Source organism: Kitasatospora sp. NPDC097691, assembly GCF_040302665.1.
Classification (GTDB): Bacteria; Actinomycetota; Actinomycetes; order Streptomycetales; family Streptomycetaceae; genus Kitasatospora.
In genome coordinates, this window is record NZ_JBEORY010000056.1 from 39,108 (window position 1) to 64,207 (window position 25,100).

The 25,100-nt window shown below is 74.2% G+C and carries 18 protein-coding genes, 6 tRNA genes and 1 pseudogene; 15 read left to right on the forward strand and 10 right to left on the reverse strand.

Going from position 1 to position 25,100, the window contains the following annotated elements:
* Nucleotides 1-8: 8 nt before the first annotated feature.
* The 9 genes from ABTY56_RS30070 (at nucleotide 9) to cobA (ending at nucleotide 12,331) form a co-directional block, all read left to right on the forward strand.
* The gene (locus tag ABTY56_RS30070; protein ID WP_350523765.1) at nucleotides 9-266 is read left to right on the forward strand and encodes a winged helix-turn-helix domain-containing protein; all 258 of its coding nucleotides are present in this window, start codon (nucleotides 9-11) and stop codon (nucleotides 264-266) included.
* Nucleotides 267-476: 210 nt separating this feature from the next.
* Nucleotides 477-977 carry a GNAT family N-acetyltransferase gene (locus tag ABTY56_RS30075; RefSeq protein ID WP_350632506.1) on the forward strand — a complete coding sequence of 167 codons (501 nt, stop codon included), beginning with the start codon at nucleotides 477-479 and terminating at the stop codon, nucleotides 975-977.
* 549 nt (nucleotides 978-1,526) lie between these two features.
* Nucleotides 1,527-2,552, forward strand: coding sequence for a methionine ABC transporter ATP-binding protein (locus tag ABTY56_RS30080; protein ID WP_350632507.1), 1,026 nt, complete (start codon nucleotides 1,527-1,529; stop codon nucleotides 2,550-2,552).
* The gene (locus ABTY56_RS30085; protein WP_350632508.1) at nucleotides 2,549-3,280 is read left to right on the forward strand and encodes a methionine ABC transporter permease; all 732 of its coding nucleotides are present in this window, start codon (nucleotides 2,549-2,551) and stop codon (nucleotides 3,278-3,280) included. The genes ABTY56_RS30080 and ABTY56_RS30085 overlap by 4 nt, the downstream gene beginning before the upstream one ends.
* Nucleotides 3,281-3,339: 59 nt before the next feature.
* Complete coding sequence (locus tag ABTY56_RS30090; RefSeq protein WP_350632509.1) at nucleotides 3,340-4,164, forward strand: MetQ/NlpA family ABC transporter substrate-binding protein; 825 nt, start codon at nucleotides 3,340-3,342, stop codon at nucleotides 4,162-4,164.
* Nucleotides 4,165-4,366: 202 nt separating this feature from the next.
* On the forward strand, nucleotides 4,367-5,002 hold the full coding sequence (locus tag ABTY56_RS30095; protein ID WP_350632510.1) for a GNAT family N-acetyltransferase: 636 nt from the start codon (nucleotides 4,367-4,369) through the stop codon (nucleotides 5,000-5,002).
* Between the two features lie 237 nt (nucleotides 5,003-5,239).
* Entirely contained in the window at nucleotides 5,240-6,493 is a 1,254-nt protein-coding gene (gene cbiE / locus ABTY56_RS30100) for a precorrin-6y C5,15-methyltransferase (decarboxylating) subunit CbiE (RefSeq protein WP_350632511.1), read from the forward strand.
* A 507-nt stretch (nucleotides 6,494-7,000) separates the two neighbouring features.
* Entirely contained in the window at nucleotides 7,001-10,969 is a 3,969-nt protein-coding gene (gene cobT, locus ABTY56_RS30105; RefSeq protein ID WP_350632512.1) for a nicotinate-nucleotide--dimethylbenzimidazole phosphoribosyltransferase, read from the forward strand.
* Nucleotides 10,970-11,083: 114 nt separating this feature from the next.
* Nucleotides 11,084-12,331, forward strand: a complete 1,248-nt coding sequence (cobA, locus tag ABTY56_RS30110) for a uroporphyrinogen-III C-methyltransferase (protein WP_350632513.1) — start codon at nucleotides 11,084-11,086, stop codon at nucleotides 12,329-12,331.
* Between the two features lie 36 nt (nucleotides 12,332-12,367).
* Here cobA and ABTY56_RS30115 read toward each other — a convergent pair whose 3' ends face one another.
* Nucleotides 12,368-15,112: a SpoIIE family protein phosphatase gene (locus tag ABTY56_RS30115; protein ID WP_502893213.1), complete on the reverse strand. Its 2,745-nt coding sequence runs from the start codon at nucleotides 15,110-15,112 to the stop codon at nucleotides 12,368-12,370.
* 89 nt (nucleotides 15,113-15,201) lie between these two features.
* Between ABTY56_RS30115 and ABTY56_RS30120 the strand changes: the two genes are divergently transcribed.
* The gene (locus ABTY56_RS30120; protein WP_350632515.1) at nucleotides 15,202-16,014 is read left to right on the forward strand and encodes a TrmH family RNA methyltransferase; all 813 of its coding nucleotides are present in this window, start codon (nucleotides 15,202-15,204) and stop codon (nucleotides 16,012-16,014) included.
* 950 nt (nucleotides 16,015-16,964) lie between these two features.
* Here the strand turns inward: ABTY56_RS30120 and ABTY56_RS30125 are convergent.
* Nucleotides 16,965-18,308, reverse strand: a pseudogene (locus ABTY56_RS30125) (serine/threonine-protein kinase); the annotation flags it as partial.
* A 406-nt stretch (nucleotides 18,309-18,714) separates the two neighbouring features.
* Here ABTY56_RS30125 and ABTY56_RS30130 point away from each other — a divergent pair.
* Nucleotides 18,715-18,918: a hypothetical protein gene (locus ABTY56_RS30130; protein ID WP_350632516.1), complete on the forward strand. Its 204-nt coding sequence runs from the start codon at nucleotides 18,715-18,717 to the stop codon at nucleotides 18,916-18,918.
* Nucleotides 18,919-19,242: 324 nt separating this feature from the next.
* On the opposite strand, the gene ABTY56_RS30135 is transcribed toward ABTY56_RS30130, so the two are convergent.
* The 6 genes from ABTY56_RS30135 to ABTY56_RS30160 form a co-directional block, all read right to left on the reverse strand.
* Nucleotides 19,243-19,314 (reverse strand) — tRNA-Val (locus ABTY56_RS30135).
* A 41-nt stretch (nucleotides 19,315-19,355) separates the two neighbouring features.
* Nucleotides 19,356-19,427, reverse strand: a tRNA-Val gene (locus tag ABTY56_RS30140).
* A gap of 41 nt (nucleotides 19,428-19,468) precedes the next feature.
* Nucleotides 19,469-19,540 (reverse strand) — tRNA-Val (locus ABTY56_RS30145).
* A gap of 44 nt (nucleotides 19,541-19,584) precedes the next feature.
* Nucleotides 19,585-19,656 (reverse strand) — tRNA-Val (locus ABTY56_RS30150).
* Nucleotides 19,657-19,689: 33 nt separating this feature from the next.
* Nucleotides 19,690-19,763 (reverse strand) — tRNA-Cys (locus ABTY56_RS30155).
* A gap of 40 nt (nucleotides 19,764-19,803) precedes the next feature.
* Nucleotides 19,804-19,876 (reverse strand) — tRNA-Gly (locus ABTY56_RS30160).
* Between the two features lie 352 nt (nucleotides 19,877-20,228).
* Between ABTY56_RS30160 and ABTY56_RS30165 the strand changes: the two genes are divergently transcribed.
* From ABTY56_RS30165 to ABTY56_RS30175, 3 genes are all read left to right on the forward strand, one after another.
* Nucleotides 20,229-21,290, forward strand: coding sequence for a chorismate-binding protein (locus tag ABTY56_RS30165; protein WP_350632517.1), 1,062 nt, complete (start codon nucleotides 20,229-20,231; stop codon nucleotides 21,288-21,290).
* A gap of 33 nt (nucleotides 21,291-21,323) precedes the next feature.
* On the forward strand, nucleotides 21,324-22,154 hold the full coding sequence (locus tag ABTY56_RS30170; protein WP_350632518.1) for an aminotransferase class IV: 831 nt from the start codon (nucleotides 21,324-21,326) through the stop codon (nucleotides 22,152-22,154).
* A gap of 80 nt (nucleotides 22,155-22,234) precedes the next feature.
* Nucleotides 22,235-23,080: a GNAT family N-acetyltransferase gene (locus ABTY56_RS30175; protein WP_350632519.1), complete on the forward strand. Its 846-nt coding sequence runs from the start codon at nucleotides 22,235-22,237 to the stop codon at nucleotides 23,078-23,080.
* Between the two features lie 7 nt (nucleotides 23,081-23,087).
* On the opposite strand, the gene ABTY56_RS30180 is transcribed toward ABTY56_RS30175, so the two are convergent.
* Nucleotides 23,088-23,588: a DsbA family protein gene (locus ABTY56_RS30180; protein WP_350632520.1), complete on the reverse strand. Its 501-nt coding sequence runs from the start codon at nucleotides 23,586-23,588 to the stop codon at nucleotides 23,088-23,090.
* Between the two features lie 110 nt (nucleotides 23,589-23,698).
* On the opposite strand from ABTY56_RS30180, the gene ABTY56_RS30185 reads away from it, so the two are divergent.
* Nucleotides 23,699-24,154 carry a hypothetical protein gene (locus tag ABTY56_RS30185; RefSeq protein WP_350632521.1) on the forward strand — a complete coding sequence of 152 codons (456 nt, stop codon included), beginning with the start codon at nucleotides 23,699-23,701 and terminating at the stop codon, nucleotides 24,152-24,154.
* A 71-nt stretch (nucleotides 24,155-24,225) separates the two neighbouring features.
* Here ABTY56_RS30185 and ABTY56_RS30190 read toward each other — a convergent pair whose 3' ends face one another.
* Nucleotides 24,226-24,795 (reverse strand): CGNR zinc finger domain-containing protein, encoded by a 570-nt coding sequence (locus tag ABTY56_RS30190; protein ID WP_350632522.1) that lies wholly within the window; start codon nucleotides 24,793-24,795, stop codon nucleotides 24,226-24,228.
* Nucleotides 24,796-25,100: the final 305 nt, after the last annotated feature.

The window sequence follows — 25,100 nt, forward strand, 5'->3', positions numbered from 1 at the left end:
TGCACGGTGTGTGCACCACCCTTCCCCCCGTCCCCTCCGCCGAGGACGTCTACCTCGCCGAACGCCGCCGCCGCGTGGTCCGCGAGACCGTGGCCGCCCTGCCCGGTCGCTGTCCGCAACTGATCGCCGCCCTCGCCGAGGACCCGCCGCCCACCTACCGCGAGCTCTCCGAGCGCCTCGGCATGCCCCGCGGCTCCATCGGGCCCACGCGCTCCCGCTGCCTCGCCTGCCTGCGCACGTTGCTCCGTGCGGAGCGGTACCCGTGAGGCGCCCGGGGCGCCTGCGGGCACCCGCGCCGCCCTGCGCGTCGGGGCGTGACCCTCGCCACGTCAGACCCCGCGAAGGTTGAGGGAAGCTGACACCCGGGTAGAGCGCTGGCGAACGCAGCTCTTGACGGTGCCGCGATCACTCGGATACTGAGCGTGAGCGCGCCACCCTCTGCGCGCCGGGCACGACGACTGGGGAGGCCCCTCCACATGGGCATGAGCGTGATCATCTCGGCCGCGGCGGCCGAGGACGCGGAGCAGATCCTCAAGCTCCAGTACCTCGGCTACCAGCCCGAGGCCGAGCTGTACGGCGACTGGGCGATCGAGCCCCTGACACAGAGCCTGGAGAGCCTGCGCGCCGAACTGACCGAGCAGCACTTCCTGGTCGCCCGGCTGGGCGACGAGGTGGTCGGCACCGTCCGCGGCCGCATCGACGCCGACGGCGTCGGCCGGATAGGGCGTCTGGTCGTCCACCCGCGGATGCAGCGCCACGGCCTCGGCGGCCGCCTGCTGGACGCGCTGGAGCGCCGGCTCGCCGAGGACGGCCAGGTGTCCGCCTACCGCCTGTTCACCGGCCACCGCAGCCTCGGCAACCTGCGCCTGTACGCCCGCCAGGGCTACCGCCAGACCCGGGTCGAGCAGGTCAACAGCCGGCTGAGTTTCGTCCACCTGGAGAAGGCCGTCGACACCCCGCTCGCCGCGACGGCCTGAGCCCGCCGCCCCGCACCCCCGGCTCGGCGCCGCCACCATCCGGACGGTTCGGTGGCGGCGCCGAGCCATGTCTTCCCTGGTCACAGCGGTATGTGTCCGCATTGCGGACAGCGCCGCGAAATGATTGGGCGTACCCCGAACCATCTGTTTTACTGGCTTACATGACTGCGACGACGAACTGCACCCCCACCGGCACGCTGCCGGCAGGTGAGCGTGCCATGTGCCGTCGAATGTGTCACTGCTGAGGGCCACCGCCCCCGGCACCCCCGTGCGGGTGCCACCCCCTCGCGCCCCGAAGCGAGACTCCGGCGCCGCTCCCCCCCGTGCGAGCGCGCCCATCCTCCCGGACCCCTCCCCTTGCCGTGCCCGCCCACCCGCGGGCGCCGCTTACTCGTAAGGGCCACGCCGTCGCGTGGCCCGGCCGCCCGGCGGCCACGATCAAGGGGCGGCAGGTCCGGATCCCCCTGGCGAAGCGCCGTAGGAAACCGCCGACCGGAACCGGTCGGGCGGTCGACCCGCGCCGCCCGCCCCCGACCCACGGAAGCAGCTGTGATCACCACCACGGACCTCACGAAGGTCTACCGCTCCCGAGGCCGCGAGGTGACCGCCCTCGCCGGTGTCGACCTGCACGTCCGCCCGGGCGAGGTCTACGGCGTCGTCGGCACCAGCGGTGCCGGCAAGTCCACCCTCATCCGCTGCGTGAACATGCTGGAGCGCCCGACCTCCGGCACCGTCACCGTGGACGGGGTCGAACTCACCGCGCTGTCCGGCGGCGAGAACCGGGCGGGACGGGAGCTGCGCGAGGCGCGCCGCCGGATCGGCATGGTCTTCCAGCACTTCAACCTGCTCTCCTCGCGGACGGTGCAACAGAACGTCGAACTCCCGCTGGAGATCATCGGCCTGGACCGCACCCAGCGCCGCCGCAAGGCCGCCGAGCTGCTCGACCTGGTCGGCCTCGGCGACAAGGCCCGCAGCTACCCCAACCAGCTGTCCGGCGGCCAGAAGCAGCGCGTCGGCATCGCCCGCGCCCTGGCCGGCGACCCCAAGGTGCTGCTCTCCGACGAGGCCACCTCGGCGCTCGACCCGGAGACCACCCGCTCGATCCTCAACCTGCTGCGCGAGCTCAACCAGCAGCTCGGCCTCACCGTCCTGCTGATCACCCACGAGATGGACGTCATCAAGTCCGTCTGCGACTCCGCCGCCCTGATGCGCGGCGGCAAGGTGGTCGAGTCCGGCGAGCTCACCGACCTGCTGGCCGAGCCCGGCTCCGAGCTGGCCCGCGAGCTGTTCCCGCTCAGCGAGTTCGGCACCGGCCACCCCGGCTCCACCGTGCTGGAGATCACCTTCCAGGGCGACACCTCGGCCCAGCCGTTCGTCTCCCAGCTGGCCCGCACCTACCAGATCGACATCAACATCCTCGGCGCCGCCGTGGAGACCATCGCCGGCCGGATGGTCGGGCGGATGCGGGTCGAGCTGCCCGGCGGGCACCAGGACAACGTGGTGCCGATCGGCTACCTGCGCGAGCAGGGCCTGCAGGTGGACGTACTCGGCGCGGTGGACGGAGCGGTGGCATGACCTGGGACGAGATGTGGGCCCTGATGCGGCCCGCCACGGTGGAGACCTTCCAGATGGTCGGCGTGTCCACGGCCTGCACCGTGCTGCTCGGCCTGCCGCTCGGCGTCCTGCTGGTGCTCACCTCCAAGGGCGGAGCGCTCCAGAACCAGCCGGTGAACAAGGTGCTCGGCGCGATCGTGAACCTCGCGCGCTCACTGCCGTTCATCATCCTGATGATCGCGCTGATCTCCTTCACCCGGTGGCTGACCGGCAACTCGCTCGGCTGGCAGGCGGCCACCGTGCCGCTGACCGTCGGCGCGATCCCCTTCTTCGCCCGGCTGGTCGAGACCAACGTCCGCGAGGTCGACCGCGGCCTGGTCGAGGCCGTGCAGGCGATGGGCGGAGGCACCTGGACGCTCGTGCGCAAGACGTTCGTCCCCGAGGCGCTCCCCGGCATCGTCGCCTCCGTCACCACCACGATCATCGCGCTGATCGGCTACTCCGCGATGGCCGGCACCGTCGGCGGCGGCGGCCTCGGCGACCTCGCCTACCGGTACGGCTACCTGCGCTTCGAGACCGCGTTCATGTGGATCATCGTCGCCGAGATCGCGGTCATCGTCACCGTCGTCCAGCTGGCCGGCGACTACCTCGTGCGCCGGCTGGCCAACCGCGGCCACGGCGGAGGCCGGACCCGCCTGCTCCGCTCCCGTGGCGTCGCCACCGCCGACGAGGACCTCGTCGCCTCCTAGACCTCCCACGTCCGATCCCCGGACGCGGCTCCCCCGCATCACGCAGAAAGGCACTTTTCGTGCGCAACGTTGTGAAGTTCACCAGTGTCCTCGCCACCGCCGGTCTCGCCCTCTCGGTGGCCGCCTGCAGCAGCTCGGGCTCGTCCTCCTCGGACCCGAACGCGCCGCTCAAGGTCGTGGCCAGCCCCACCCCGCACGGGCAGATCCTCAAGTTCGTCAAGGACAACCTTGCGGAGAAGGCCGGCCTCAAGCTGGACATCAAGGAGGTCACCGACTACGTGACCCCCAACACGGCGGTGCAGGACGGTTCGGCCGACGCCAACTACTTCCAGCACGTCCCGTACCTGGAGGACTTCAACAAGAAGCGTGGCACCGACATCGTCTCGGTCGGGACCGTGCACCTGGAGCCGCTCGGCGTCTACTCCAAGAAGGTCAAGTCGATCACCGACCTCCCGGACGGTGCCACCATCGGCCTGCCCAACGACGCCACCAACGAGGGCCGCGCGCTCAAGCTGCTCGCCGACAACAAGCTGGTCACCCTCAAGGACGGCGCCGGCACCGCCGCCACCCCGGCCGACGTGACCGGCAACCCGAAGAACCTCAAGTGGAAGGAGCTGGAGGCGGCCCAGCTGCCCCGCTCCATCGCCGACGTCGACGCCGCCGTCATCAACGGCAACTACGCGCTGGACTCCGGCCTGAAGCCCGCCACCGACGCACTGGTGCTGGAGAAGGCCGAGGGCAACCCGTACGCCAACATCCTCGCCGTCAAGAAGGGCAAGGAGAACGACCCGCGGGTCAAGAAGCTCGCCGAGCTGCTGCACTCCGACGAGGTCAAGAAGTACATCGACGACACCTTCCAGGGCTCGGTCGTCCCGGCGTTCTGATCCGTCGCACCGCCGTACGCCCCCGACGCCCGACCGGGCCCCCGCCGCACCTCGGCGGGGGCCCGGTCGGGCAGTATGCACCAGGGACACCTTCGGGCGACGGCGTTCTGACGTACCGTCGTGCGCGCGGCGCACCGCGTGGTACCCGGAGTGCGACGGAGGCGTACGGTGTTGTGTTCACGACCCGGCGAGGAGAGACGGCATGGCAGCGAGCTTCCCCGAGACCGCCATCAGCACCGAACGGCTGCTGCTGCGTCCCCTTGCGGAGGACGACGCCCCCGGCCTGGCCACGATGATGGCTGACGACCTCGTCCTGGCCTGGACCGACCTCCCGCACCCGTTCACCGAGGCGTACGCCGCCGAGCTCACCCGCAGCCTCGCCCCCGCCCACCGGGCCGCCGGGCGCGGCATCGTCTTCGCCGTCACGGAACACCTGACCCAGCGCCTGGTCGGCCTGGTCGAACTGCGCAACACCGACTGGCGGCTGCGCAGCACCGAGATCTCCTACGTCACCGCCTCCTGGGCGCGCGGCGAGGGCTACGCCCCGGAGGCCGTCCTCGGGGTCGCCCAGTGGCTGTTCGAGGACCGCGGCTTCCTGCGTCTGGAGATGCGCACCGCCGCCGGGAACACCGCCGCCCAGCAGGTCGCCCAGAAGATCGGCGGCATCAGCGAGGGCGTGCTGCGCAGCGCCTGGATAGTGCGCGGCGAGTCCGGCGAGGTCGTGGAAGAGAGCCGCAGCGACCTCATCCTCTGGAGCCTGCTCCCGGAGGACCTGGAGTCGCCCGAGCTGCACCGGGACGGCTGGCACGGCGACCACCGCTACGTGCTGCGCGACTGAACCCGCGCCGTCCGGGGCGGTCGGACCAGCGCGGTCGGACCTTCGGGGTCGGGCCCGCGCGGTCGGATCCGCACATCCCGACAGCCGCCGGTCACCCGCTCGCCACGGACATGTGTACGAGATGTCCGCCTCCGGGGGATCACACCCGGTAGCCTCTGACCGGCGCCGCAGCACGCCGCACCACGGCACACCACGGCGCACCGAGTGGCGCACCGAGTCGAGGGAGAACGGCCGCAGATGGCTGACCGGATCACGGTCATCGGGTGGGACGGCACGCCGCTGACCGAGGCCGCCGGCGCGGCCCTGGCCGCGGCGACCCTGGTGGCCGGAGCCCCCTACCAACTGGGCGCCCTCCCGGTGCCGGACGCCGCCGAGCGGATCACCCTCGGCGACATCCGGCAGGCTGCCCGCCGGATCGCCGAACACCGCGGCGCCGCCGTCGTGGTCGCCGAGGGCGACCCGGGCTTCTTCGGCGTGGTGCGCACCTTGCGCCGTCCCGAGTACGGCCTCGAACTGGAGGTCCTGCCCGCCGTCTCCTCCGTCGCCACCGCCTTCGCCCGGGCCGGCATGCCCTGGGAGGACGCCCAGGTGGTCAGTGCGCACGGCGGTCGGCTGCGCCGCGCGGCCAACATCTGCCGGGCCCACCCCAAGGTCGCGGTGCTCACCGCCCCGGGCGCCGGCCCCGCCGAACTCGCCCTGATGCTGCGCGGGGTGCACCGGACCTTCGTGGTCTGCGAGGCCCTCGGCACCCCGGACGAGGACGTCACCGTCCTCACCTCCGACCGGATCGCCGACCACGTCTGGCGCGACCCCAACGTGGTGCTGGTGATCGGCGGCGCCCAGGCGGCGGCGGTGGACCAGGCGGCAGGCTGGCTGGCCGGGCGCCCGGTCGGCTACCCCGGCGCGGAGCGCGGCTGGGCGCTCCCCGGTGATGCCTACGCGGGCGCCGGGCGCACGGGTGGTGAAACGGGCGCGTCGGAGGAGCTCCCTGCCCACGTGCGCGCCCTGGTGCTGGCCCGTCTGGGTGCACGTCCCGGGGACCTGGTCTGGTCGGTCGGCGCGGGGAACGGCGCCCTCGCGGTGGAGGCGGCCCGGTTCGGCGCCGCCGTGGTCGCGGTCGAGGGCTCCCGCTCGGCCTGCGCCCGGCTGGCCGTCAACGCCCGCCGGTACGGCGTCGAGGTGGAGGCCGTGTACGGCAGCGGCCCCGAAGTGCTGGGCGGCCTGCCGGAACCGGACGCGGCGGTGGTGGAGTCCGGTGGACCGGAGGTGGTGCGCGCGGTGCTGGCCCGCAAGCCGGCCCGCTTCGTCGCACTGGCCCGCACCTTCGCCGAGGTGGAGGAGATCAGCCGGGCGATCGGCGCGGCCGGCTACCGGGCGGACGGCGTGCTGCTCCAGTCGACCCCGCTGAGGTCCGCGGGCGAGGGCGGCGGGCTGGAACTGGGGGCGGGCGGAACCGGCGCACTGGTGCTCTGGGGTGAGCAGATCGTGTGAAGGCCTCGGGCGTGCGCCGGGGCGCGACGGTCGCGCGGGCGGTCGCCCGCGCATAGCACGGACGGTGATCCAGGTCGCATCCGGACACCGATTCGAGAGGTGACCGCGCCGGGCCGGTAGTGTGACGTCCTGGGCGGCTGCAGTGATCGGCGACCCACCCGATTCGGTCGGTTTGTCACCTTTTTGACGTGGTGCAAGCCGGTTCCGCTCGGAGTGTGGGCAATTCGACGAGCCTCGTGCCGGACCTGGAGAATGCCGTAGGGTCCGGTGCGGTCGTGCCGGTTGCTCCGGGTTGTCGTTGTTTCAGACGATGCGCCGCCCCGTGCGGGCGGTGCACCGGGCCGGGGCGCCGCAGCGCGCCGGATGGACTTGGGCCGCAGCGCCACGGCGCGGCGGCCGCGTGTGGTTGAGGGGCGGGTCGGTGCAGGCCCGGCCCGTGCGGATGGGCGCTGCGATCGGTGATCGTGTCGCCAAGGGCGCGGCAGCGGCCTGGAAGGAGCTTTGACAATGACCGATGGCGGCCACGTCCCGGGCGAGGGACTGCCGGAGCACCTGCACGCCGGGCCTGACCCGCTCGGCGGACCGGAGGGCGTCGCGGGCGTTGCACCTCTGCAGGGCGTCGCGACGGACGGCGGAATGATCCCGAACCCGGCGGCCCCAGTCGGTGGCATGCCCGGCGCGATGCCGCCGGGCATGGGCACCATCCCGCCGCAGGGCCAGCCCGGTTACGCCGTCCCCGGCGTGCCGCCGGGCGGTCACCCCGGCGAGGGATGGGGCATGGGCGTCGACCAGGGCGCCCCGCGTCCGGCCTTCCACTTCCTCGACCAGCCCGACTCGCCGGACGGCTTGGACGACGATGACGACGTGCTGCTGATGCCCGGCCCGCAGGGTTCCTGGGGCGAGCCGATGGCCGCCGTCCCCGCCGAGCAACTGCCGCTCGCGCAGCAGCAGGACGGCACCCCGGTCGAGCCGTCCTGGCCGCCGGTGGACCCGCCGGCGCTCGGCGCCGAGCAGGTCCAGCAGCAGCCCGTCCAGTTGCAGCAGCAGGCGCAGCAGCCGATGACGCAGGCTCAGCCGCCGCGTCGCCCGCTGCACGCCGGCCCGCCGATCCCGGACCCGTCGCTGATGACCGGCCAGGTCCCGGTCCGCTCGCTGGCCGACCGCGGCCCGTCGCAGGGCGGCACGCCCGCGCACGGCATCCCGGTCGTCGGCCGGCCGCCGATGGCCGAGGCCGCCTTCCAGGCTCCGGCCGCCGCGCCGCACGCCGCTCCGGCAGCACCGGTGCCGCCGATCGTCCCGCTGGTCGCGGGTGCTCCGGTGGCGGACGGTCAGCAGCCGCCGCTCGCCCCGGACCTCCAGCAGCCGCTGCAGGTGCCGCATGCCTCGCAGCCGGTCGAGGGCGTGCTCGCCGTCGAGACGGTCGGGGCGATCGAGGTGATCGAGGTCATCGAGACGCCGGAGGCCGCCCAGGCCTTCCAGGGTGCCCAGGCCGCGCAGGCCGCCGCGGAGGCCGTGGCCGTCGCGCCGCAGGCCGTCGTGGTCGAGCCGGTCGCCGAGCAGGCCCAGGCCACCGCCGCTCCGGTCGCGGTCGAGTCCGTCGCCGTGGAGTCGGTCGCCGTCGAGTCGGTCATGGTCGACCCGGCCGCCGCCGGGTCCGTCGCCGTCGAGACCGTCGCGGTCGAGGGCGCCGTCGAGCAGGCCGAGGCCGAGGCCGCCGCCCCGGCCGGTCAGCCGCGCCGGATCTCCGCCTTCCTCGCCGCGCCCACCCCGCACGGCCTGCCCAAGGTCGAGGCCACCCAGGCCCCGGCGGTCGAGGAGGCGGCTCCGCAGCCGTCCGCGCCCATAGTGGCCGCCGACGCGCCGCAGGCCGTCGAAGGCGGCGAGGCCGTCCAGGCCGCTCCCGCCGCCGAGCCCGCCCAGAGCGCGGAGGCCGCCGAGGCCCCTGCGGTCGCGCCGGAGGCCGTCGTCGAGCCGGTCGCCGAGACCGCCGCGGGCACCGGTGAGATGCCGTCCGGGCAGGCCGTCAGCGAGCCCGGCAGCGAGGCCGTCAACGAGCCCGCCGTCGAGGCCGAGCAGCCGCAGCAGCAGGAGGCCGCGCCGGCCGAGACCCCGGCGGATGCCCCTGCCGAGCCGGTCGCCGAGCAGGCCCAGTCGCCGGCCGAGGCTCCCGCCGAGGGTGTCACCGAGCCGGTCGCCGGGACCACGGGCGACACCGCGGTCGAGACCGTCGCCGAGCCGGCCGCCGCGGCCGAGGCGGCGCAGCCCGTCGAAGCCGCCGCGCAGGAGCCGGAGCAGCAGTCCGTCGCCGAGGTCGCCGATCTCGCCGAGGTCGCCGAGGTCGCCGAGGCCGTCGTCGCGCCGGCCGAGAACGGTGCCGAGGCCCCTGCGGTCGCGCCGGAGGCCGCCGCCGAGCCGGTCGCCGAGCAGGCCCAGGCCCAGGTCCCGGCCGAGGCCCCCGCCGACGCAGCCGTCGCCGAGACCGCCGAGCAGGCCGCCGAGGCCGCCGTTGCCGAGGAGCCGCAGGCCGACCAGCCCGCCGAGCAGGTCGAGCAGGTCGAGCAGGTCGAACAGCCCGTCGCCGCCGAGCAGGCCCCCGAGGCCCCCGAGGCCGAGCAGCCCGCCGCCGACCAGCCGGTCGGAGCCGAGCAGGCCCCCGAGGCCCCCGCCGCCGACCAGCCGGCCGCCGAGGAGCAGCAGCCCGAGGAGCCCGCCGAGCCGCGCGGCCCGGCCGCCCCGGGGTACGACGAGGCCGGTCGCGACGCCGTCCACCAGGTGATCCGCGAGCGCCGCGACATCCGCAACGGCTTCCGCCCGGACCCGATCCCGCACGAGGTGCTGATCCGCGTCCTGGAGGCCGCGCACACCGCGCCCAGCGTCGGCTACTCGCAGCCCTGGGACTTCGTGGTGATCCGCTCGCGCAAGACCCGCAAGCGGATGCACGCCCTGGCCGAGCGCCAGCGCGAGGCGTACGCGGACTCGCTGCCCAAGGGCCGGGCCAAGCAGTTCAAGGAAATCAAGATCGAGGCCATCCTCGAAACCCCGGTCAACATCGTGGTGACCGCCGACCGCACCCGCGGCGGCCGGCACACCCTCGGCCGGCACACCCAGCCCCAGATGGCCCCGTACTCGGCCGCCCTGGCCGTCGAGAACCTCTGGCTGGCCGCCCGCGCCGAGGGCCTGGGCGTCGGCTGGGTGAGCTTCTTCGACGACGAGGAGCTGGTCCGCGAGCTCGGCCTGCCCGAGCACCTGGAGGTCGTCGCCTACCTGTGCGTCGGCTTCGTCGACTCCTTCCCGGGCGAGCCCGAGCTGGAGCAGCAGGGCTGGGCCAAGAAGCGCCCGCTGTCCTGGGTCGTCCACGAGGAGCAGTACGGCAACCGCGCGCTGCCCGGCGAGGAGCCGCAGAGCCTGCTCGCCGAGACCCTGCGCGGCATCCGCCCGCTGGACGCCAAGGCGCTCGGCGAGGCCTGGGACCGCCAGAAGCGGATGACCAAGCCGGCCGGTTCGCTCGGCATGCTGGAGATCATCTCCGCCCAGCTGTGCGGCCTGTCCCGCAAGTGCCCGCCGCCGATCCCGGAGCCCGCCTGCGTGGCGATCTTCGCGGGCGACCACGGCGTGCACGCCCAGGGAGTCAGCCCCTGGCCGCAGGAGGTGACCGCCCAGATGGTCGGCAACTTCCTGGCCGGGGGAGCGGTGATCAACTCCTTCGCGAAGCAGATCGGCACCGAGGTCTGCGTGGTCGACGTCGGCGTGGCCGCCGAGCTGCCGGAGGCCGTCCAGCAGGGCCGCGCCACCGGCCTGCTGCCGCGCAAGGTCCGCCCCGGCACCGCCGACATGACCCAGGGCCCGGCGATGACCCGCGAGGAGGTCCTCCAGGCCGTCGAGGTCGGCATCGAGACCGCCCGCGACCTGATCGCGGCGGGCAACAAGGCGCTGGTCACCGGTGACATGGGCATCGCCAACACCACCGCCTCGGCCGCCCTGATCTCGGTGTTCACCGGTCTCGACCCGGCCGAGGTCACCGGCCGCGGCACCGGCATCGACGACGAGACCCACGCCCGCAAGATCGAGGTCATCCGCGCCGCGCTGGCCCTCCACCAGCCCGACCCGAGCGACCCGATCGGCGTCCTCGCCGCGGTCGGCGGCCTGGAGCACGCGGCCATCGCCGGCTTCCTGCTGGGCGCCGCCTCGCTGCGCACCCCGGTGGTGCTGGACGGTGTCATCGCCGGTTCGGCCGCCCTGGCCGCCAAGGCGATCGCCCCCGAGGTGCTGGCCGCCTGCATCGCCGGGCACCGCTCCGCCGAGCCCGGCCACCAGGCCGCGCTGGCGAAGCTCGGCCTGCGTCCGCTGATCGACCTGGACCTGCGGCTCGGCGAGGGCACCGGCGCCCTGCTGGCCCTTCCGCTGGTGCAGAGCGCGGCCCGGGCGATGCACGATGTAGCCACCTTCGACTCCGCCGGGGTCACCGAGAAGGCCTGACGCACACCTCGTCACCGCTCCGCGGACCGGCCCGAGGGCGCGCCGGGCCGCGGAGCGGCGTCTCGCCGTACCGTCCCCACACCTCACCCCTCACCCCGATCAGGAGCAGCGCCGATGACCGCGCCCACCCCGCACCCGAGCACCGAGGGCCGTACTCCCTACCCGGTCGGCCTGCTGCTGGCCGGCCGCCGCGTCGTCGTGGTCGGCGGCGGCCAGGTCGCCCAGCGCCGGCTGCCCGCCCTGATCGCGGCCGGGGCCGAGCTGCACCTGATATCCCCGGCCACCACCCCGGCCGTCCAGGCGATGGCCGACGCCGGCGAGCTCACCTGGCACGCCCGCCCGTACCGTGACGGCGACCTGGCCGACACCTGGTACGTCCTGGTCGCCACCGACGACCCGGCCGTCAACGCGGCGGTCAGCGCCGAGGCCGAGCGCGGCCGGGTGTTCTGCTCCCGCAGCGACGACGCCTCCGCCGCCACCGCCTGGACCCCGGCCAGCGGCCGCGACGCGGGCGCCACCGTGGCCGTCCTCACCGGCGACCCGCGCCACTCCGCCGCCCTGCGCGACGCCATCGTGGACGGCCTGCGGGACGGCTCGCTGGCTGCCCGCCAGTACCGCTCGCACGGCGCCGGCGTCGCCCTGGTCGGCGGCGGCCCCGGGGACCCGGACCTGATCACCGTGCGCGGCCGCCGCCTGCTCGCCGATGCCGACGTGGTGGTCACCGACCGCCTCGCCCCGCGCGAGCTGCTCGCCGAGCTGCCCGAGCACGTCGAGGTGATCGACGCCTCCAAGATCCCGTACGGCCGGTTCATGGCCCAGGAGGCGATCAACCGCACCCTGATCGAGCACGCCAAGGCCGGCAAGTTCGTCGTCCGTCTCAAGGGCGGCGACCCGTACGTCTTCGGGCGCGGCGGCGAGGAGCTGCTGGCCTGCGCCGAGGCGGGCCTGCCGGTCACCGTCGTGCCCGGGATCTCCAGCTCGATCAGCGTGCCCGCCTCGGCTGGCGTCCCGGTCACCCACCGCGGCATGACCCACGAGTTCACCGTGATCTCCGGCCACGTCGGCCCGGACGACGAGCGCTCCCTCACCAACTGGGAGGCCGCCGCGAAGATGAGCGGCACCCTGGTGCTGCTGATGGCCGTGGACAAGATCGGCGCGATCGCCGCCCGGCTGGTCGAGTACGGCCGGCCGGCGGACACCCCGGTCGCGATCGTCCAGGAGGGCACCACCGCCGCCCAGCGCCGGGTCGACGCCACCCTGGGCACCGTCGCCGCCGTGGTCGAGGCCGAGGGCGTCAAGCCCCCGGCGGTGATCGTCGTCGGCGACGTCGTCAACGTCCTGGCCGCCGCCTTCCAGCGGTAGGCACCCCCGGAGTGGGAAGTCGGCCCGGCCGACTTCCTACTCCAGCGGCTGCTCCGTCCAGATGACCTTCCCGGTCGCCGTGTAGCGCGTCCCCCAGCGGTCCGCGAACTGGGCGACCAGGAACAGCCCGCGCCCGCCCTCGTCCTCGGTCGCCGCGTACCGCAGGTGCGGCGAGGTGCTGCTGCCGTCCGACACCTCGCAGATCAGCGCACGGTCCCGGAGCAGCCGTACCCGGATCGGCCCCGAGCCGTAGCGGATCGCGTTGGTCACCAGCTCGCTGAGGATCAGCTCGGTGACGAACGCGGCATCCTCCAGCCCCCAGGCCTCCAGTCGCCGGGCCACCTCGCCCCGCACGGCACCCACCGCGGCCGGGTCGGACGGCACGTCCCACTCCGCCACGTGGTCCGGCGCCAGCACCCTGGTCTGCGCCACCAACAGCGCGATGTCGTCCTGCGGGTGCGACGGCAGCATCGCCCCGAGCACGTCCGCGCAGGTCTGCTCGGGCGTGCGCAGCGGGCCGCTCAGCGCGGTCCGCAACAGCTCCAGCCCCTCGTCGATGTCCCGGTCGCGGTCCTCGATCAGCCCGTCCGTGTACAGCACCAGTCGGCTGCCCTCCGCCAGCTCCAGCTCGGCCGTCTCGAACGGCAGCACCGCCAGCCCGAGCGGCGGCCCGGTCGGCAGCTCCGGGAACGCCACCCGGCCCTGCGGGTCCACCACGGCGGGCGGCGGGTGCCCGGCGGTCGCCAGCGTGCAGCGCCGCGACACCGGGTCGTAGATCGCGTACAGACAGGTCGCCCCGGTCAGTCCCGCGTGCTCCCCGCTCGCCGCCTCGTCCTGGTCGATCCGGTTCACCAGCTCGTCCAGGTGCCCCAGCAGCTCGTCCGGCGGCAGGTCCAGGGTCGAGAAGTTGTGGATCGCGGTGCGCAGCCGGCCCATCGTGGCCGCCGCGTGCAGCCCGTGCCCCACCACGTCCCCTACCACCAGGGCCACCCGCGCGCCCGGCAGCGGGATCACGTCGAACCAGTCCCCGCCCACCCCCGCCTGGGCCGGCAGGTAGCGGTGCGCCACCTCCAGCGCGTTCTGGGCCGGCAGGCTGCGCGGCAGCAGGCTGTGCTGCAGCGTCACCGCCATCGCGTGCTCCCGGGTGTAGCGCCGGGCGTTGTCGATGCACACCGCGGCGTGCGACACCAGCTCCTCGGCCAGCGCCAGGTCGTCCGTCTCGAACGGCTCCTCCCGCTGCGCCCGCCAGAACCGGGCCACCCCCAGCGGCACCCCGCGCGCCCGCAGCGGCACCCGCACCAGCGAGTGCACCCCGTACGCCAGCAGCTGCGCCGACCGCTGCGGGTCCTGCTCCCGCCACCGCAGGGCCTCCGCCAGGTCCGGTTCCAGGGCGGGCTCCCCGCTGTGCAGCACCCCCGCGAGCGGGGTCTCGGGCACCACGTCCAGCACCGTGCCGACCGGGTAGAACGGCGCGTCGTCCCGGACGCCCTGCACCGCCGTCCGCCGCATCCGCCCCAGCGAGGTGCCTGGTGGCGGCTCCTCGCCGGCCAGGACCTGCTCCGCGAGGTCCACCGTGACGAAGTCCGCGAACCGCGGCACCGCGACCTGCGCCAGCTCCTCCGCCGTCCGCGTCACGTCCAGCGTGCTGCCCACCGTCACCCCGGCGTCGTACAGCAGCCGCAGCCGCCGCTGGGCGCGCTCGGCCCGGCCGGACAGCGCCAGCAGCTCGGTGGAGTCGCGCAGCGTGGCGACGCAGCCGGGCGGCCCGTCGGGGGCCTGGTCGGTCAGCCTGACGTTCACCGCCAGCAGCCGCTCCCCGGCCAGCACCACCTGGTCGGTCACCTGGCGGTTGGCCGTCAGCAGCGCCAGCGGCGCCTGCTCCAGGCCCAGCTCGGTCACCGGACGGCCCTCGGCGTCCGGCGGCAGGTCCAGCAGTCGGCGGGCCTCGTCGTTGCAGAGCAGCAGCCGCCCGTCCCCACCGACGATCATGACGCCCTCGCGCACCGCGTGCAGCACGGCCGCGTGGTGCTCGTACATGCGGGTCATCTCGATCGGGCCCAACCCGCGCGTCTGCCGCCGCAGCCGACGGCTGATCAGCGCCGTCCCGAGCGTGGCCAGCCCGATCGCGCCGGCCGCCGCGCCCAGCACCACCGGCAGCTGACGCTCGCTCGCCGTGCTCACGTTCGCCAGCGTGACGCCCGCCGAGACCAGCCCGACCACCTGGCCGTCCGGCGCGTACACCGGCACGACGGCCTGCACCAGCGGGCCGAGCGTGCCCGTGACGTGCTCGGTCACCACCTGGCCGTGCAGGGCGGGCTCGTAGGTGCCGACGAACTTCTGGCCGATCCGGGCCGGGTTCGGGTGGGTGTAGCGGATGCCCTGGTTGTTCAGGACGACGATGAAGTCCACGCCGGAGCCGATCCGTGCGGACTGCGCCTTCGGCTGGAGGATCGCGGTCGGATCGGGGGAGCGGAGCGCCTCGACCATGCCCGGCGAGTTCGCGAAGGTCTGGGCGACCGCCACCGAGCGGTTGCGCGCCTCGTTGTCGGCGTCCTTGTGCGACTGCACCACCAGTGCCACCACGGCCGCCGCCACCAGCAGCAGCACGACCAGGATCTGCAGCGCGAACACCTGTCCCGCCAGCGACCGGTGCCACACCGGCCATTCCCGCATCGCGCGCGGCAGCTGTGGCCGACCGTGTGGGCGCCCACCGGAGGAGCCGGCGGAGCCAGTGGCGCCAGAGGCCGACGGAGCCCGGGATCGGCCCGGATATCGGGCCATACGGTCATATTTGCACTCCGACCAGCCGGGGACCACCCCGTCCCATCGGCCGTTTGGCCTTCCCCGCCCCGGCTTGGCAAGATCGCAGGGTGTCCGAACCCAGCACCATCACCGACCCGGCCGACCCCCGACTCGCCGACTACACCGGCCTCACCGACGTCGAACTGCGCCGCCGCCGCGAACCCGCCGAGGGCCTGTTCATCGCGGAGGGGGAGAAGGTCATCCGCCGGGCCCTCGCCGCCGGCTACCGGATGCGGTCGATGCTGCTCACTGCCAAGTGGCTGGACGTGATGGCCGACGTCATCGCCGAGGCCGACGCCCCGGTCCACGTGGTCGAGCCCACGCTCGCCGAAGCCGTCACCGGCTACCACGTCCACCGCGGCGCCCTCGCCTCGATGGAGCGCAAGCCCCTCCCGGACGCGGCCGACCTGCTCGCCGGAGCCCGCCGGGTCGCCGTCCTGGAGGGCCTGGTCGACCACACCAACCTCGGCGCCATCTTCCGCAGCGCCGCCGCCCTCGGCATGGACGCCGTCCTGCTCTCGCCCGACTGCGCCGACCCGCTGTACCGGCGCGCCGTCAAGGTCTCCATGGGCGCCGTCTTCGCGGTCCCGTACGCCCGCCTCGACCCCTGGCCGGCCGCCCTCGACACGGTGCGCGCCGCCGGCTTCACCCTCCTCGCCCTCACCCCCGCGGACAACGCCGTCGACCTCGCCGGCCTCACCCCGCACCGCCTCCCCAAAGCCGCCCTCATGCTCGGCGCCGAGGGCGACGGCCTCACCCCCCACGCCATCGCGGCCGCCGACCACCCGGTCCGCATCCCCATGGCCCACGGCATCGACTCCCTCAACGTGGGCGCCGCCGCAGCCGTGGCCTTCTACGCCGTCACCACCCCCACCACCTGACCCCGCCCCGCCGCCGGAGGCCGCGGGTGCCGCCATGTCACCGGAGGTCGGCCGGTTCGACTTCCTGCGTCCACAGGGCACCCGGCGGCATCGTGGTGCGGCCGGCCCCTCGTCCGCGGCCCCGGTGGCAGCCTTCACACCGGGGCGAACCGCGTTCCCGTGCCGTACTGCATGGCCTTCGATGTCGGCCGGCCCGGCTCCGCGTAGCCGGCTCGCCCTTCAGCGGCTCACCGTGCGCGGCGCGGGGCAGCTTCACCGGCCGGAAACCCGCGCAGCCCCTGCCGTGCGTGCCGCCGTGACACGGGAAGTCGGCCGATCCGACGTCCCGTGCTGCACCCCGCCCCCGGTCAGCCCGTTGCGGCGGCCGTGGGTGGGGCCGGGGCGGCGGCGGGGGGTTGGGCGGGGACGCCGGGGGCGCCGGGCCAGGACTCGTCGAGGGTGCCGTCGGCGCGGACGGTGTAGCGGGTGGAGGTGACCGCGCCGGTGGCGGCGACGCGTTCCTCGCGGACGACCGTGCTGCCGTCCAGCCGCCAGGTGGCCGCCGCCTGGGGGTCCGCCGCCGAGGTGCGGGAGGTGGCGGAGACCGGGCTGTCCCCGGTGAAGGTGTAGAGCTGGACGAGGTCGACCGGCGCCGAGCCCTCGGCTCGCCGCAGGACCACGACCGCGGCCGGCAGGCCCTTGTACCGGGCCGGCAGCACCGTGGTCAGCGCGACCTGCGGCCCGGCCCCGGCCGAGTGGCCGTCCTTCAGGGCGATGGCCGGTCCGCCCGCCCCGTCGGGGTAGCTGCGGTTCGGCCAGTCGACCGCCGGTACCGGCCCCTGCGGGGCGGTCAGGGCACCGTCCGCCGTGCCGCCGCGCGCTGCCGCCGGGAGTGGTGTGGTCGTGGCCTGCGGGACGACGTCCACCGATGTCCCCGGCACCGCCAGCAAACCGCCACCGCCACCGCCGCCGCCCGCACCGGCACCGGCACCGGCGCTCGCGACCGCCCCGGTCGGCGGCTTCAGCCCCTGGTTGCCCCGGTCCTCGCACCCCTGTGCGGCCGCGATGGCCAGCGCCACCCCGATGGTCACCGTGACGAAGACCACCAGGCGCTGCCGCAGCAGCCGCTGCCGCGCCGTGCCGGGCCGTCCGCCGGGGGCGGGGGTGTGCTGGCGGTCGCGGGGGCGGACCCGGTCGCGGGGGCCGGGACGGGCCGGGGGCGGCGTCTGCGGACGGTCCGGGCGCAGCGGACGGGTCACGGGCGTCGGCTCGGGCCGGGGGAGTGGTGCGGCGGCCCCCTGCGGGCGGCGCCCCGCGGCCCCGGAGACCTGCGCGCCGGGACGGCCCGCTGCCGCCCGGGCCCGGGCCGCGGCGGGCGGTTCGGGCGAGCGCCCGGGCGCAGGGACGCTCTGCCGGGCGCCGTCCTGCGGGGCGGGCGAGGGTGCCCCTCGCCCGGGCCGGGCCGTGCGGGCGGCGCCGGCGGCCCCGGCCGCCGTCCCGCGCGCGGCCAGCTCGCTGAGCCGCTCGTGCAGCGCGGCCGCGCCGGGCCGTTCGGCGGGCTCCTTGGCCAGGCAGGCCCGGATCAGCGGCGCGAGCTGCGGCGGTACGGCCGACAGGTCGGGCTCCTCGTGGACGACCCGGTACAGCATCACCTCGGAGGAGGCCCCCGAGCCGAACGGGGTGTCCCCGGTGAGGGCGTACGCGAGGGTGGCCCCGAAGGCGAAGACGTCGGTGGCCGGCGTGACGGCGGCTCCGCGGACCTGCTCCGGCGCGAGGAAGCCGGGGGAGCCGACCGCCGTGCCGACGTGGGTGAGCGTGCTGGCGCCGCGCGACCACGCGATGCCGAAGTCGATGATCCGCGGGCCCCGCGGCGAGAGCAGGATGTTGGAGGGCTTGAGGTCCCGGTGGACCACCCCGGCCTCGTGCACCTTGACCAGCCCGTCGGCGAGCGCGGCCCCGATCCGGGCCGCCTCGGGCCAGTTCAGCGGCCCCTCGTCACCGACCCGCTTGTAGAGCGAGGGCCCGGGCACGTAGGCGGTGGCCAGCCACGGCCGGTCGGCTTCGATGTCGGAGCCGACCACGCGGGCGGTGCAGCCACCCCGGATGCGGGAGGCGGCGGCGATCTCGCGGGCGAAGCGGGTGCGGAACTCCAGGTCCTCGGCGAGCTCGGCGCGGATCAGCTTGAGCGCGACGCGCTGCCCGCGGCGGTCGGAGCCGAGGTAGACCACGCCCATGCCGCCGGCGCCCAGTCGCCGGTGCAGGCGGTACGGCCCGACGATGCGGGGGTCCTCACGCCTCAGCCGCATCATCGCCATGTTCCGTTCCCCGTCAGCCTGTGGGTGAGGCCCCGTCGGTTGGGCCATCGTCAGTTCCTGTCTGGCACAGCTTACGGACTGCCTGCTGCGGTGTGCTGATACGCAACACCTCAAGCCGCCGTGCGATTGTCTGATCTTGCATTGACCTGCAGGTCACAGGGGTGCCGGATCGCCTCTCGGGGTTACCCCTCAGGGTTCCCCCGGGGGTCGGGTCAACCTTCCCTCCCCCTGCGGTAGTAGGCCTCAAGTCCGAGCGTCATCCTCCGGGACGTCCGAGGAACAGTACGACGGCATGACGTCCGCAGGGCCCCCTGACCAATAGCGTTGTGTCCAGCGGTGGACGGGAAGCTCGTCCCCCGAGGTAAGCCGTTCACCGCGCCAACTCGACCGGATCAGGAGTAAGGGCATGGCACCGCAGCTCACGGGAGACCCCCGCCGCCGTCAGCCGGCCTTCGTCCAGTCCCGGTCCACCGCCGAGCAGCCCACCCGGCACCCCGCGGTGGCGCTGGCCATGGCCCTGCCGTGTGCCGTGCTCCTGATACTGCTCTTCGGTGGGTGGGACCAGATGGCGAACCAGGCCCAGGCCGTCGCCGATCTGATCGGCCGCTGAAGCACAGCGGACCGAGGAGCACCTGAGAAGGACGCCGTCCCCCAGGGGACGGACACAGAACGGGCACCGGTCCCCTGGGGACGGGGAGCGGTGCCGCCGGGGAGGCCGCGGCCGCGATGACTCGCGGACGGGCGAGAGCGGTGCGCAGAGCGCCCCGGCAGGCGGAGATGCCGCGTACGGACGTCGGTGAGGGCGTCCGTACGCGGCTCTTCCCATGTCCGGCCACTGCCGGGAGACTCCTGTCCGGCCACCGCGGGGGAGCAGCGGAGCAACGCAAAAGACCGGGGCCGCGATCCTCATGGATCACGGCCCCGGTCGTTACTGTGCGCGATACTGGGATTGAACCAGTGACCCCTACCGTGTCAAGGTAGTGCTCTCCCGCTGAGCTAATCGCGCCTGATGAGGCGGTCCTGCAGCGAACCCCGAAGGGCCCGACGTGCGCGATACTGGGATTGAACCAGTGACCCCTACCGTGTCAAGGTAGTGCTCTCCCGCTGAGCTAATCGCGCCTGGTGAGGCGGTCCTGCAGCGGACCCCGGAGGATCCGACGTGCGCGATACTGGGATTGAACCAGTGACCCCTACCGTGTCAAGGTAGTGCTCTCCCGCTGAGCTAATCGCGCCTGGTGAGGCAGTGGTGCAGCAGGCCTCGAAGGGCCCGTTACTGTGCGCGATACTGGGATTGAACCAGTGACCCCTACCGTGTCAAGGTAGTGCTCTCCCGCTGAGCTAATCGCGCGGGGAGGCCTCCCGGTAAACCGGGAGATCCTCTTGGAGGTGGAGACGGGATTTGAACCCGTGTACACGGCTTTGCAGGCCGTTGCCTCGCCTCTCGGCCACTCCACCAGGCAACACATGAAGAACGATCTTACACTGTTCTCCAACGAGCGGACGACGAGATTCGAACTCGCGACCCTCACCTTGGCAAGGTGATGCTCTACCAACTGAGCCACGTCCGCCTGTCTCCCAGGACCTTCGCCGTTCTTCCCGGCTGCGCTCCCTGGCGACGTGTTGAACTCTAGCGGATTCCCGGGCCAGCTAAAAATCCGTTCTCGCAGCGTGCCGAGGGCGTGCCCGCCGAGCGCCGTCCCGTGAGCGCGCGCCGGCGGTGACCGGCCGCCACCTGCGGCGCTCCCGGACGATCATCCGCAGGTCACCCGACGCACACCCGTGCGACGCCCGGAGCTGCTCGGAAGCGGGTACGAGCCCCGGCTCGTGCGCCCCGTCGTGCAGGGGGCGCACCAGGGTCGGCCGCGCGCCCCCCGACCTACACTTCAGACACCGCCGCCCAGCACACCGCGCAGGAGAACCGTGTCCGGCCACCCCGACCCCAGCACCCCGCTCGCCCGCTTCGGCGGCCGCCTGGCCACCGGACTGCGCGACGTCACCTCGGACCCGGCCGCCCTCGACTCCGCCGGCTACTGGGCCGTCGCCTACGACTTCGAGGGACGGCTCACCTGCGCACGCTTCGACCAGGTCCGCCCCGCCCCCGCCCCGCCCTCCGGTGCCGGCTGGCGGGGCCCGGACGCCGGCGGCTGGCACAGCTCCCTGGACCGCACCACCTACACCGCAGGCGTGCGCCGCATCCGCGAGTACATAGCCGCCGGCGAGGTCTACCAGGCCAACCTCTGCCGGGTGATGTCCGCTCCGCTGCCCGACCCGGACCTCAGCGACATCGACGCCCTCACCGGGCTCCTCGCCCACGGCAACCCCGCCCCCTACGCCGGCACCATCCGGCTGCCCGAGCACGGCGTCGAGATCGCCACCGCCTCCCCCGAGCTCTACCTGCGCCGCACCGGCCGCACCGTCTCCTCCGGCCCGATCAAGGGCACCGGCCGCACCGAGGACGACCTCCTCGACAAGGACCACGCCGAGAACGTGATGATCGTGGACCTGGTCCGCAACGACCTCGGCCGCGTCTGCGACACCGGCAGCGTCACCGTCCCGGACCTCTGCGCCGTCGAGAAGCACCCCGGCCTGGTCCACCTGGTCTCCACCGTCGAGGGCGCCCTGCGCGAGGACGCCGGCTGGCCCGAACTCCTCGCCGCGACCTTCCCGCCCGGCTCCGTCACCGGCGCCCCCAAGTCCAGCGCCCTGCGGATCATCGACGCCCTGGAGACCGCCCCCCGCGGCCCGTACTGCGGCGCCGTCGGCTGGGTCGACGCCGACCGCGGCGAGGCCGAACTCGCCGTCGGCATCCGCACCTTCTGGCTCGACCGGACCGACCCCGGCACACCCGTCCTGCGCTTCGGCACCGGCGCCGGCATCACCTGGGGCTCCGACCCCGAACGCGAGTGGGCGGAAACCGAACTCAAGGCAGCCCGCCTGGTCGCGATAGCGTCGGGCAGCGAACCCGATCCGACCGGGGCATGAGCCACACCGCCCACCGCTGAGGAGCAGCCCTCGATGCACAACCGCACCACGAGCTGGGTCAACGGGACCCTCGTCGATTCCGCCGACGCCGCCGTCTCCGTCCTCGACCACGGCCTCACCACCGGCGACGGTGTCTTCGAGACCATGAAGACCGTCGACGGCAGGGCCTTCGCGGTCACCCGTCACCTCGACCGGCTCACCCGCTCCGCCCGCGGCCTCGGCCTGCCCGACCCCGACCACGACCTGGTCCGCGAGGCCTGTGCCCAGGTGCTCGCCGCCAACCCGGCACCGCTCGGCCGCCTGCGCGTGACCTACACCGGAGGCCAGGCCCCGCTCGGCTCCGAACGCGGCACCACCGGCCCCACCCTCGTCGTCGCGCTCGGCGCCATCAACCGCCGTCCCGACGAGACCGCCGTCGCCGTCGTCCCCTGGCGCCGCAACGAGCACAGCGCCGTCGCCGGCCTCAAGACCACCTCGTACGCCGAGAACGTCGTCGCCCTCGCCGCCGCCCACCGCGCCGGCGCCTCCGAGGCCCTCTTCGCCAACACCGCCGGTCGACTCTGCGAGGGCACCGGCTCCAACGTCTTCGTCGTCATCGGCGGCCGCCTGCTCACGCCCGCCCTCGCCTCCGGCTGCCTGGCCGGCATCACCCGACAGCTCGTCGTCGACTGGTGCGGCGCGGAGGAGGCCGACCTCCCGCTCGACGCCCTCCAGGACGCCGAGGAGGTCTTCCTGACCTCCACCACCCGCGACGTCCAGGCCGTCACCCGGGTCGACGACCGCGAACTGCCCGGCATCGGCCCCGTCACCACCAAGGCCATGTCCGTCTTCGCCGAGCGCAGCGGCGACGACCTCGACCCCTGATCCAGCCTCCGGGCCGCGGAACCCGGTCGCGTGGCCGGCCCCCGTGGATAACCTTCCGAGCAAGGGGAAGGGACCACCACATGACCACCACGCTGCGCCCCGAGGGCCCGGAGACACCCACCGCGGCCGGCGGCCGCACCAGACGCTGGCGGATCCTGTCGAACGGCCACCCGGTCGGCGCGCTGCGCACCACCGCCACTGCGCACGGCGGCCGACTCTGGGGCGAGATATCGGAGTTGGAGGTCACCGAAGGGCGCGGCCGGGGCCGTGGCACGTTCGGCGCGCTGGCCGCCGAGGAGGTGCTGCGCCACTGGGACTGCGTCCGGGTGGACGTCAGGATCCCCGAACCGGCGCCCGTCGCACGGGCCCTCGCCGCCACCCTCGGCTACACCGAGCGGATGCGGACCCTGACCAAGCACCTCACCGGCGCCCCCGCCCTGCCCGCCGGACTGACCGTGCGCCCGATCGAGGCCGAAGCGCTCCCGGGCTGGCTCGACGGGGGAGCGGAGCGCTTCGCCCTGGCACTCGTGGCCTCCGGTCTCACCGAGGAGCAGGCCCGCGCCAAGTCCGGCGGCGGCCGGCCGACCCTGCTCCCGCAGGGCGTCGAGACTCCGGGCGCCGTCCTGCGCAGCCTCTACGGGGCCGACGGCGGCCCGGAGCCGTACGGCTCGATCTGGGTGGCCCTCCACCTGCGGGACCTGCCGGACGGCGAACCGCTCGCCTGGGTGATGGTGGTCGAGGTGTCCCCGGCCCACCGGGGCCGGGGACACGGCCGAACCCTGATGCTGCTCGCCGAGCGGGAGTGCCTCGCCGCCGGGGTGCGCAACCTCGGACTCAACGTCTTCGCCGACAACGAGGTCGCGGTCCAGCTCTACCACTCGCTCGGCTACCGCATCACCGAACGCCTCTACGGCAAAGCACTCTGACGTGCCGTCAGGAAGCGCGCGCCGCCTCGATGACGGCCACGATCCGCTCCCGCAGCCCGTCCTGGCTCTGCCCGCCGTCCAAGCGCTCGCCGCCGATCACGTACGTCGGCGTGCCCGTGACCCCGATCGCCTTCCCCTCGGCCTGGTCGGCGTCGACGATCAGCATGTGCCGACCGTCGACCAGCGCGGTGTCGACCTCCTCGACGTCCGCCCCGACCTCGCGGGCGACGTCCAGCAGCACCTGCTGCCCCCGCGCGTCCAGCTCCTCGACCCGGGCCAGCAGCGCCTCCACGAACGGCCAGCCCAGCCCCTGGGCGAACGCCTCCTCGGCCGCCTCGGCGGCCGCGTAGGCGTGCTTGTGCTTCTCCAACGGGAAGTGCCGCAGCTCCACGGGCAGCGCGTCGCCGTACTGCGCGCGCAGCGCCCGTACGTCGTCCAGCGCGGTACGGCAGTCCGGGCACTGGAGGTCGCACCAGAACTCAAGGCGGGGGAGGGAACCATCGATCATTCCCTCAGTGTTCCACTAGTGGGCGCCCGCCCCGGCCGGCGGTGCGCCCGAGGGCGGACCGACAGGGAGGCACCGATGACCACGACGATCGGACGCGAAGGGGTGGCCCCGTGCTGAGCGCGGCGATCAGCTTCATGCTCACGGCGGGCGGCGTGGCCGTCGCGGGCCTGCAGGCCTACAAGCGGCGCTTCCTGTCGGCGACCCGCTGGTTCGCGGTCGCCCTGGTGCCCGCCGGGCTCTACCTGACCGGCCTCTTCCCGCTGGCGAGCACGATCGGCCGGGCGTTCACCGACTGGGCGGCGAAGCTGGTCCTCGACCCCCGGGTGTGGACCGGAATCGTGTTGCTCGCCGTCTCCGCGGCCTTGCTGGTCACCACCCGCTGGGTGGGCCGCCGCGGCGCCGTCGAGGCCCCGCCGGAGCGCCCCGCGGCCGCCGGACCGGCGTCCGAGCGCCCGGCGGTGGCACCGGCGCCCAAGGCGCCGAAGAAGCAGGCCGGGGGCAAGCGTGACGACGGTCTCGGCGACTTCGCCGACATCGAGGAGATCCTCCGCAAGCGCGGGATCTGACCGCGGGGTCCGAACGCGACGCCGCCGCGGAACACGGCCCCGAGGAGCGGGGAGTCCCGCCGGCCCGCCGGTCAGGACGAGGGGACGGCCTCCGCCGAGCGCTGCCGCGCCCGGTACGCGGCGACGTGCAGCCGGTTGCCGCAGGTGCGGCTGTCGCAGTAGCGCCGGGAGCGGTTCCGGGAGAGGTCCACGAAGACCCGCGCGCAGTCCGGCGCCTCGCACCGGCGCAGCCGCTCGCGCTCGCCGGCCATGAGGATGAAGGCCAGCGCCATGCCCAGCTCGGCCGCCAGGTGGTCGCCGAGTGCGGCGTGCGGCGCGAAGTAGTGGATGTGCCAGTCGTGGCCGTCGTGGTCGGTCAGCCGGGGCGTCGTCCCGGCGGCCGCGACGATCGCGTTGACCAGTTCGGCGGCCTCCGCGGTGGACTCCGTCCCGAACACCTCGCGCAGCCGGGTGCGCAGCTCGTGCACCCGGCGCAGGTCGTCCTCGGTCAGCGAGTCGATCTCGCTGATCTCCTGGCCGACCACGAAGGCGTCGAGCGCGGCGACGTCCGGCAGCCGCTCGGCGCCGCACACCTCGGGTGCGGTGTTGAGCAACTCCACGAGGATGCTCAGCGCGCACTCGGTGTCATGGGTGATCAGCACGTTGGGGGCTCCTCGCGCAGGGGGACTCCGATACCCCGCGTCCACGGTTACCCCAGACCATACCGGGCCTTGTGCCAGAAGGGCGGCGCCTTCTTTCGAATGCGCGTACGGATCCCGTCAGAGTGTCCGAAACCGGGCACCGCCCGCCGGCCCGGACCCCGGGTGGGCGTTCGAAGCCCGTGCTCGCGTACGACCGTGGAAAGACGCAGGCGCCCGGCATCGAGGCACGGGCCACCAACAGCCCCGCCAACCGCTCCGCACGCGCATCCAACTCCGCATAGGAGAGCGATACTTCGCCGGAAACC

Coding starts and splice junctions, on each gene's coding strand:
- ABTY56_RS30075 (WP_350632506.1), top strand. CDS start 477: ATGGGCATGAGCGTGATCATCTCGGCCGCGGCGGCCGAGGACGCGGAG.
- ABTY56_RS30085 (WP_350632508.1), top strand. CDS start 2,549: ATGACCTGGGACGAGATGTGGGCCCTGATGCGGCCCGCCACGGTGGAG.
- ABTY56_RS30095 (WP_350632510.1), top strand. CDS start 4,367: ATGGCAGCGAGCTTCCCCGAGACCGCCATCAGCACCGAACGGCTGCTG.
- cbiE (WP_350632511.1), top strand. CDS start 5,240: ATGGCTGACCGGATCACGGTCATCGGGTGGGACGGCACGCCGCTGACC.
- cobT (WP_350632512.1), top strand. CDS start 7,001: ATGACCGATGGCGGCCACGTCCCGGGCGAGGGACTGCCGGAGCACCTG.
- cobA (WP_350632513.1), top strand. CDS start 11,084: ATGACCGCGCCCACCCCGCACCCGAGCACCGAGGGCCGTACTCCCTAC.
- ABTY56_RS30115 (WP_502893213.1), bottom strand. CDS start 15,112: ATGGCCCGATATCCGGGCCGATCCCGGGCTCCGTCGGCCTCTGGCGCC.
- ABTY56_RS30130 (WP_350632516.1), top strand. CDS start 18,715: ATGGCACCGCAGCTCACGGGAGACCCCCGCCGCCGTCAGCCGGCCTTC.
- ABTY56_RS30170 (WP_350632518.1), top strand. CDS start 21,324: ATGCACAACCGCACCACGAGCTGGGTCAACGGGACCCTCGTCGATTCC.
- ABTY56_RS30175 (WP_350632519.1), top strand. CDS start 22,235: ATGACCACCACGCTGCGCCCCGAGGGCCCGGAGACACCCACCGCGGCC.
- ABTY56_RS30180 (WP_350632520.1), bottom strand. CDS start 23,588: ATGATCGATGGTTCCCTCCCCCGCCTTGAGTTCTGGTGCGACCTCCAG.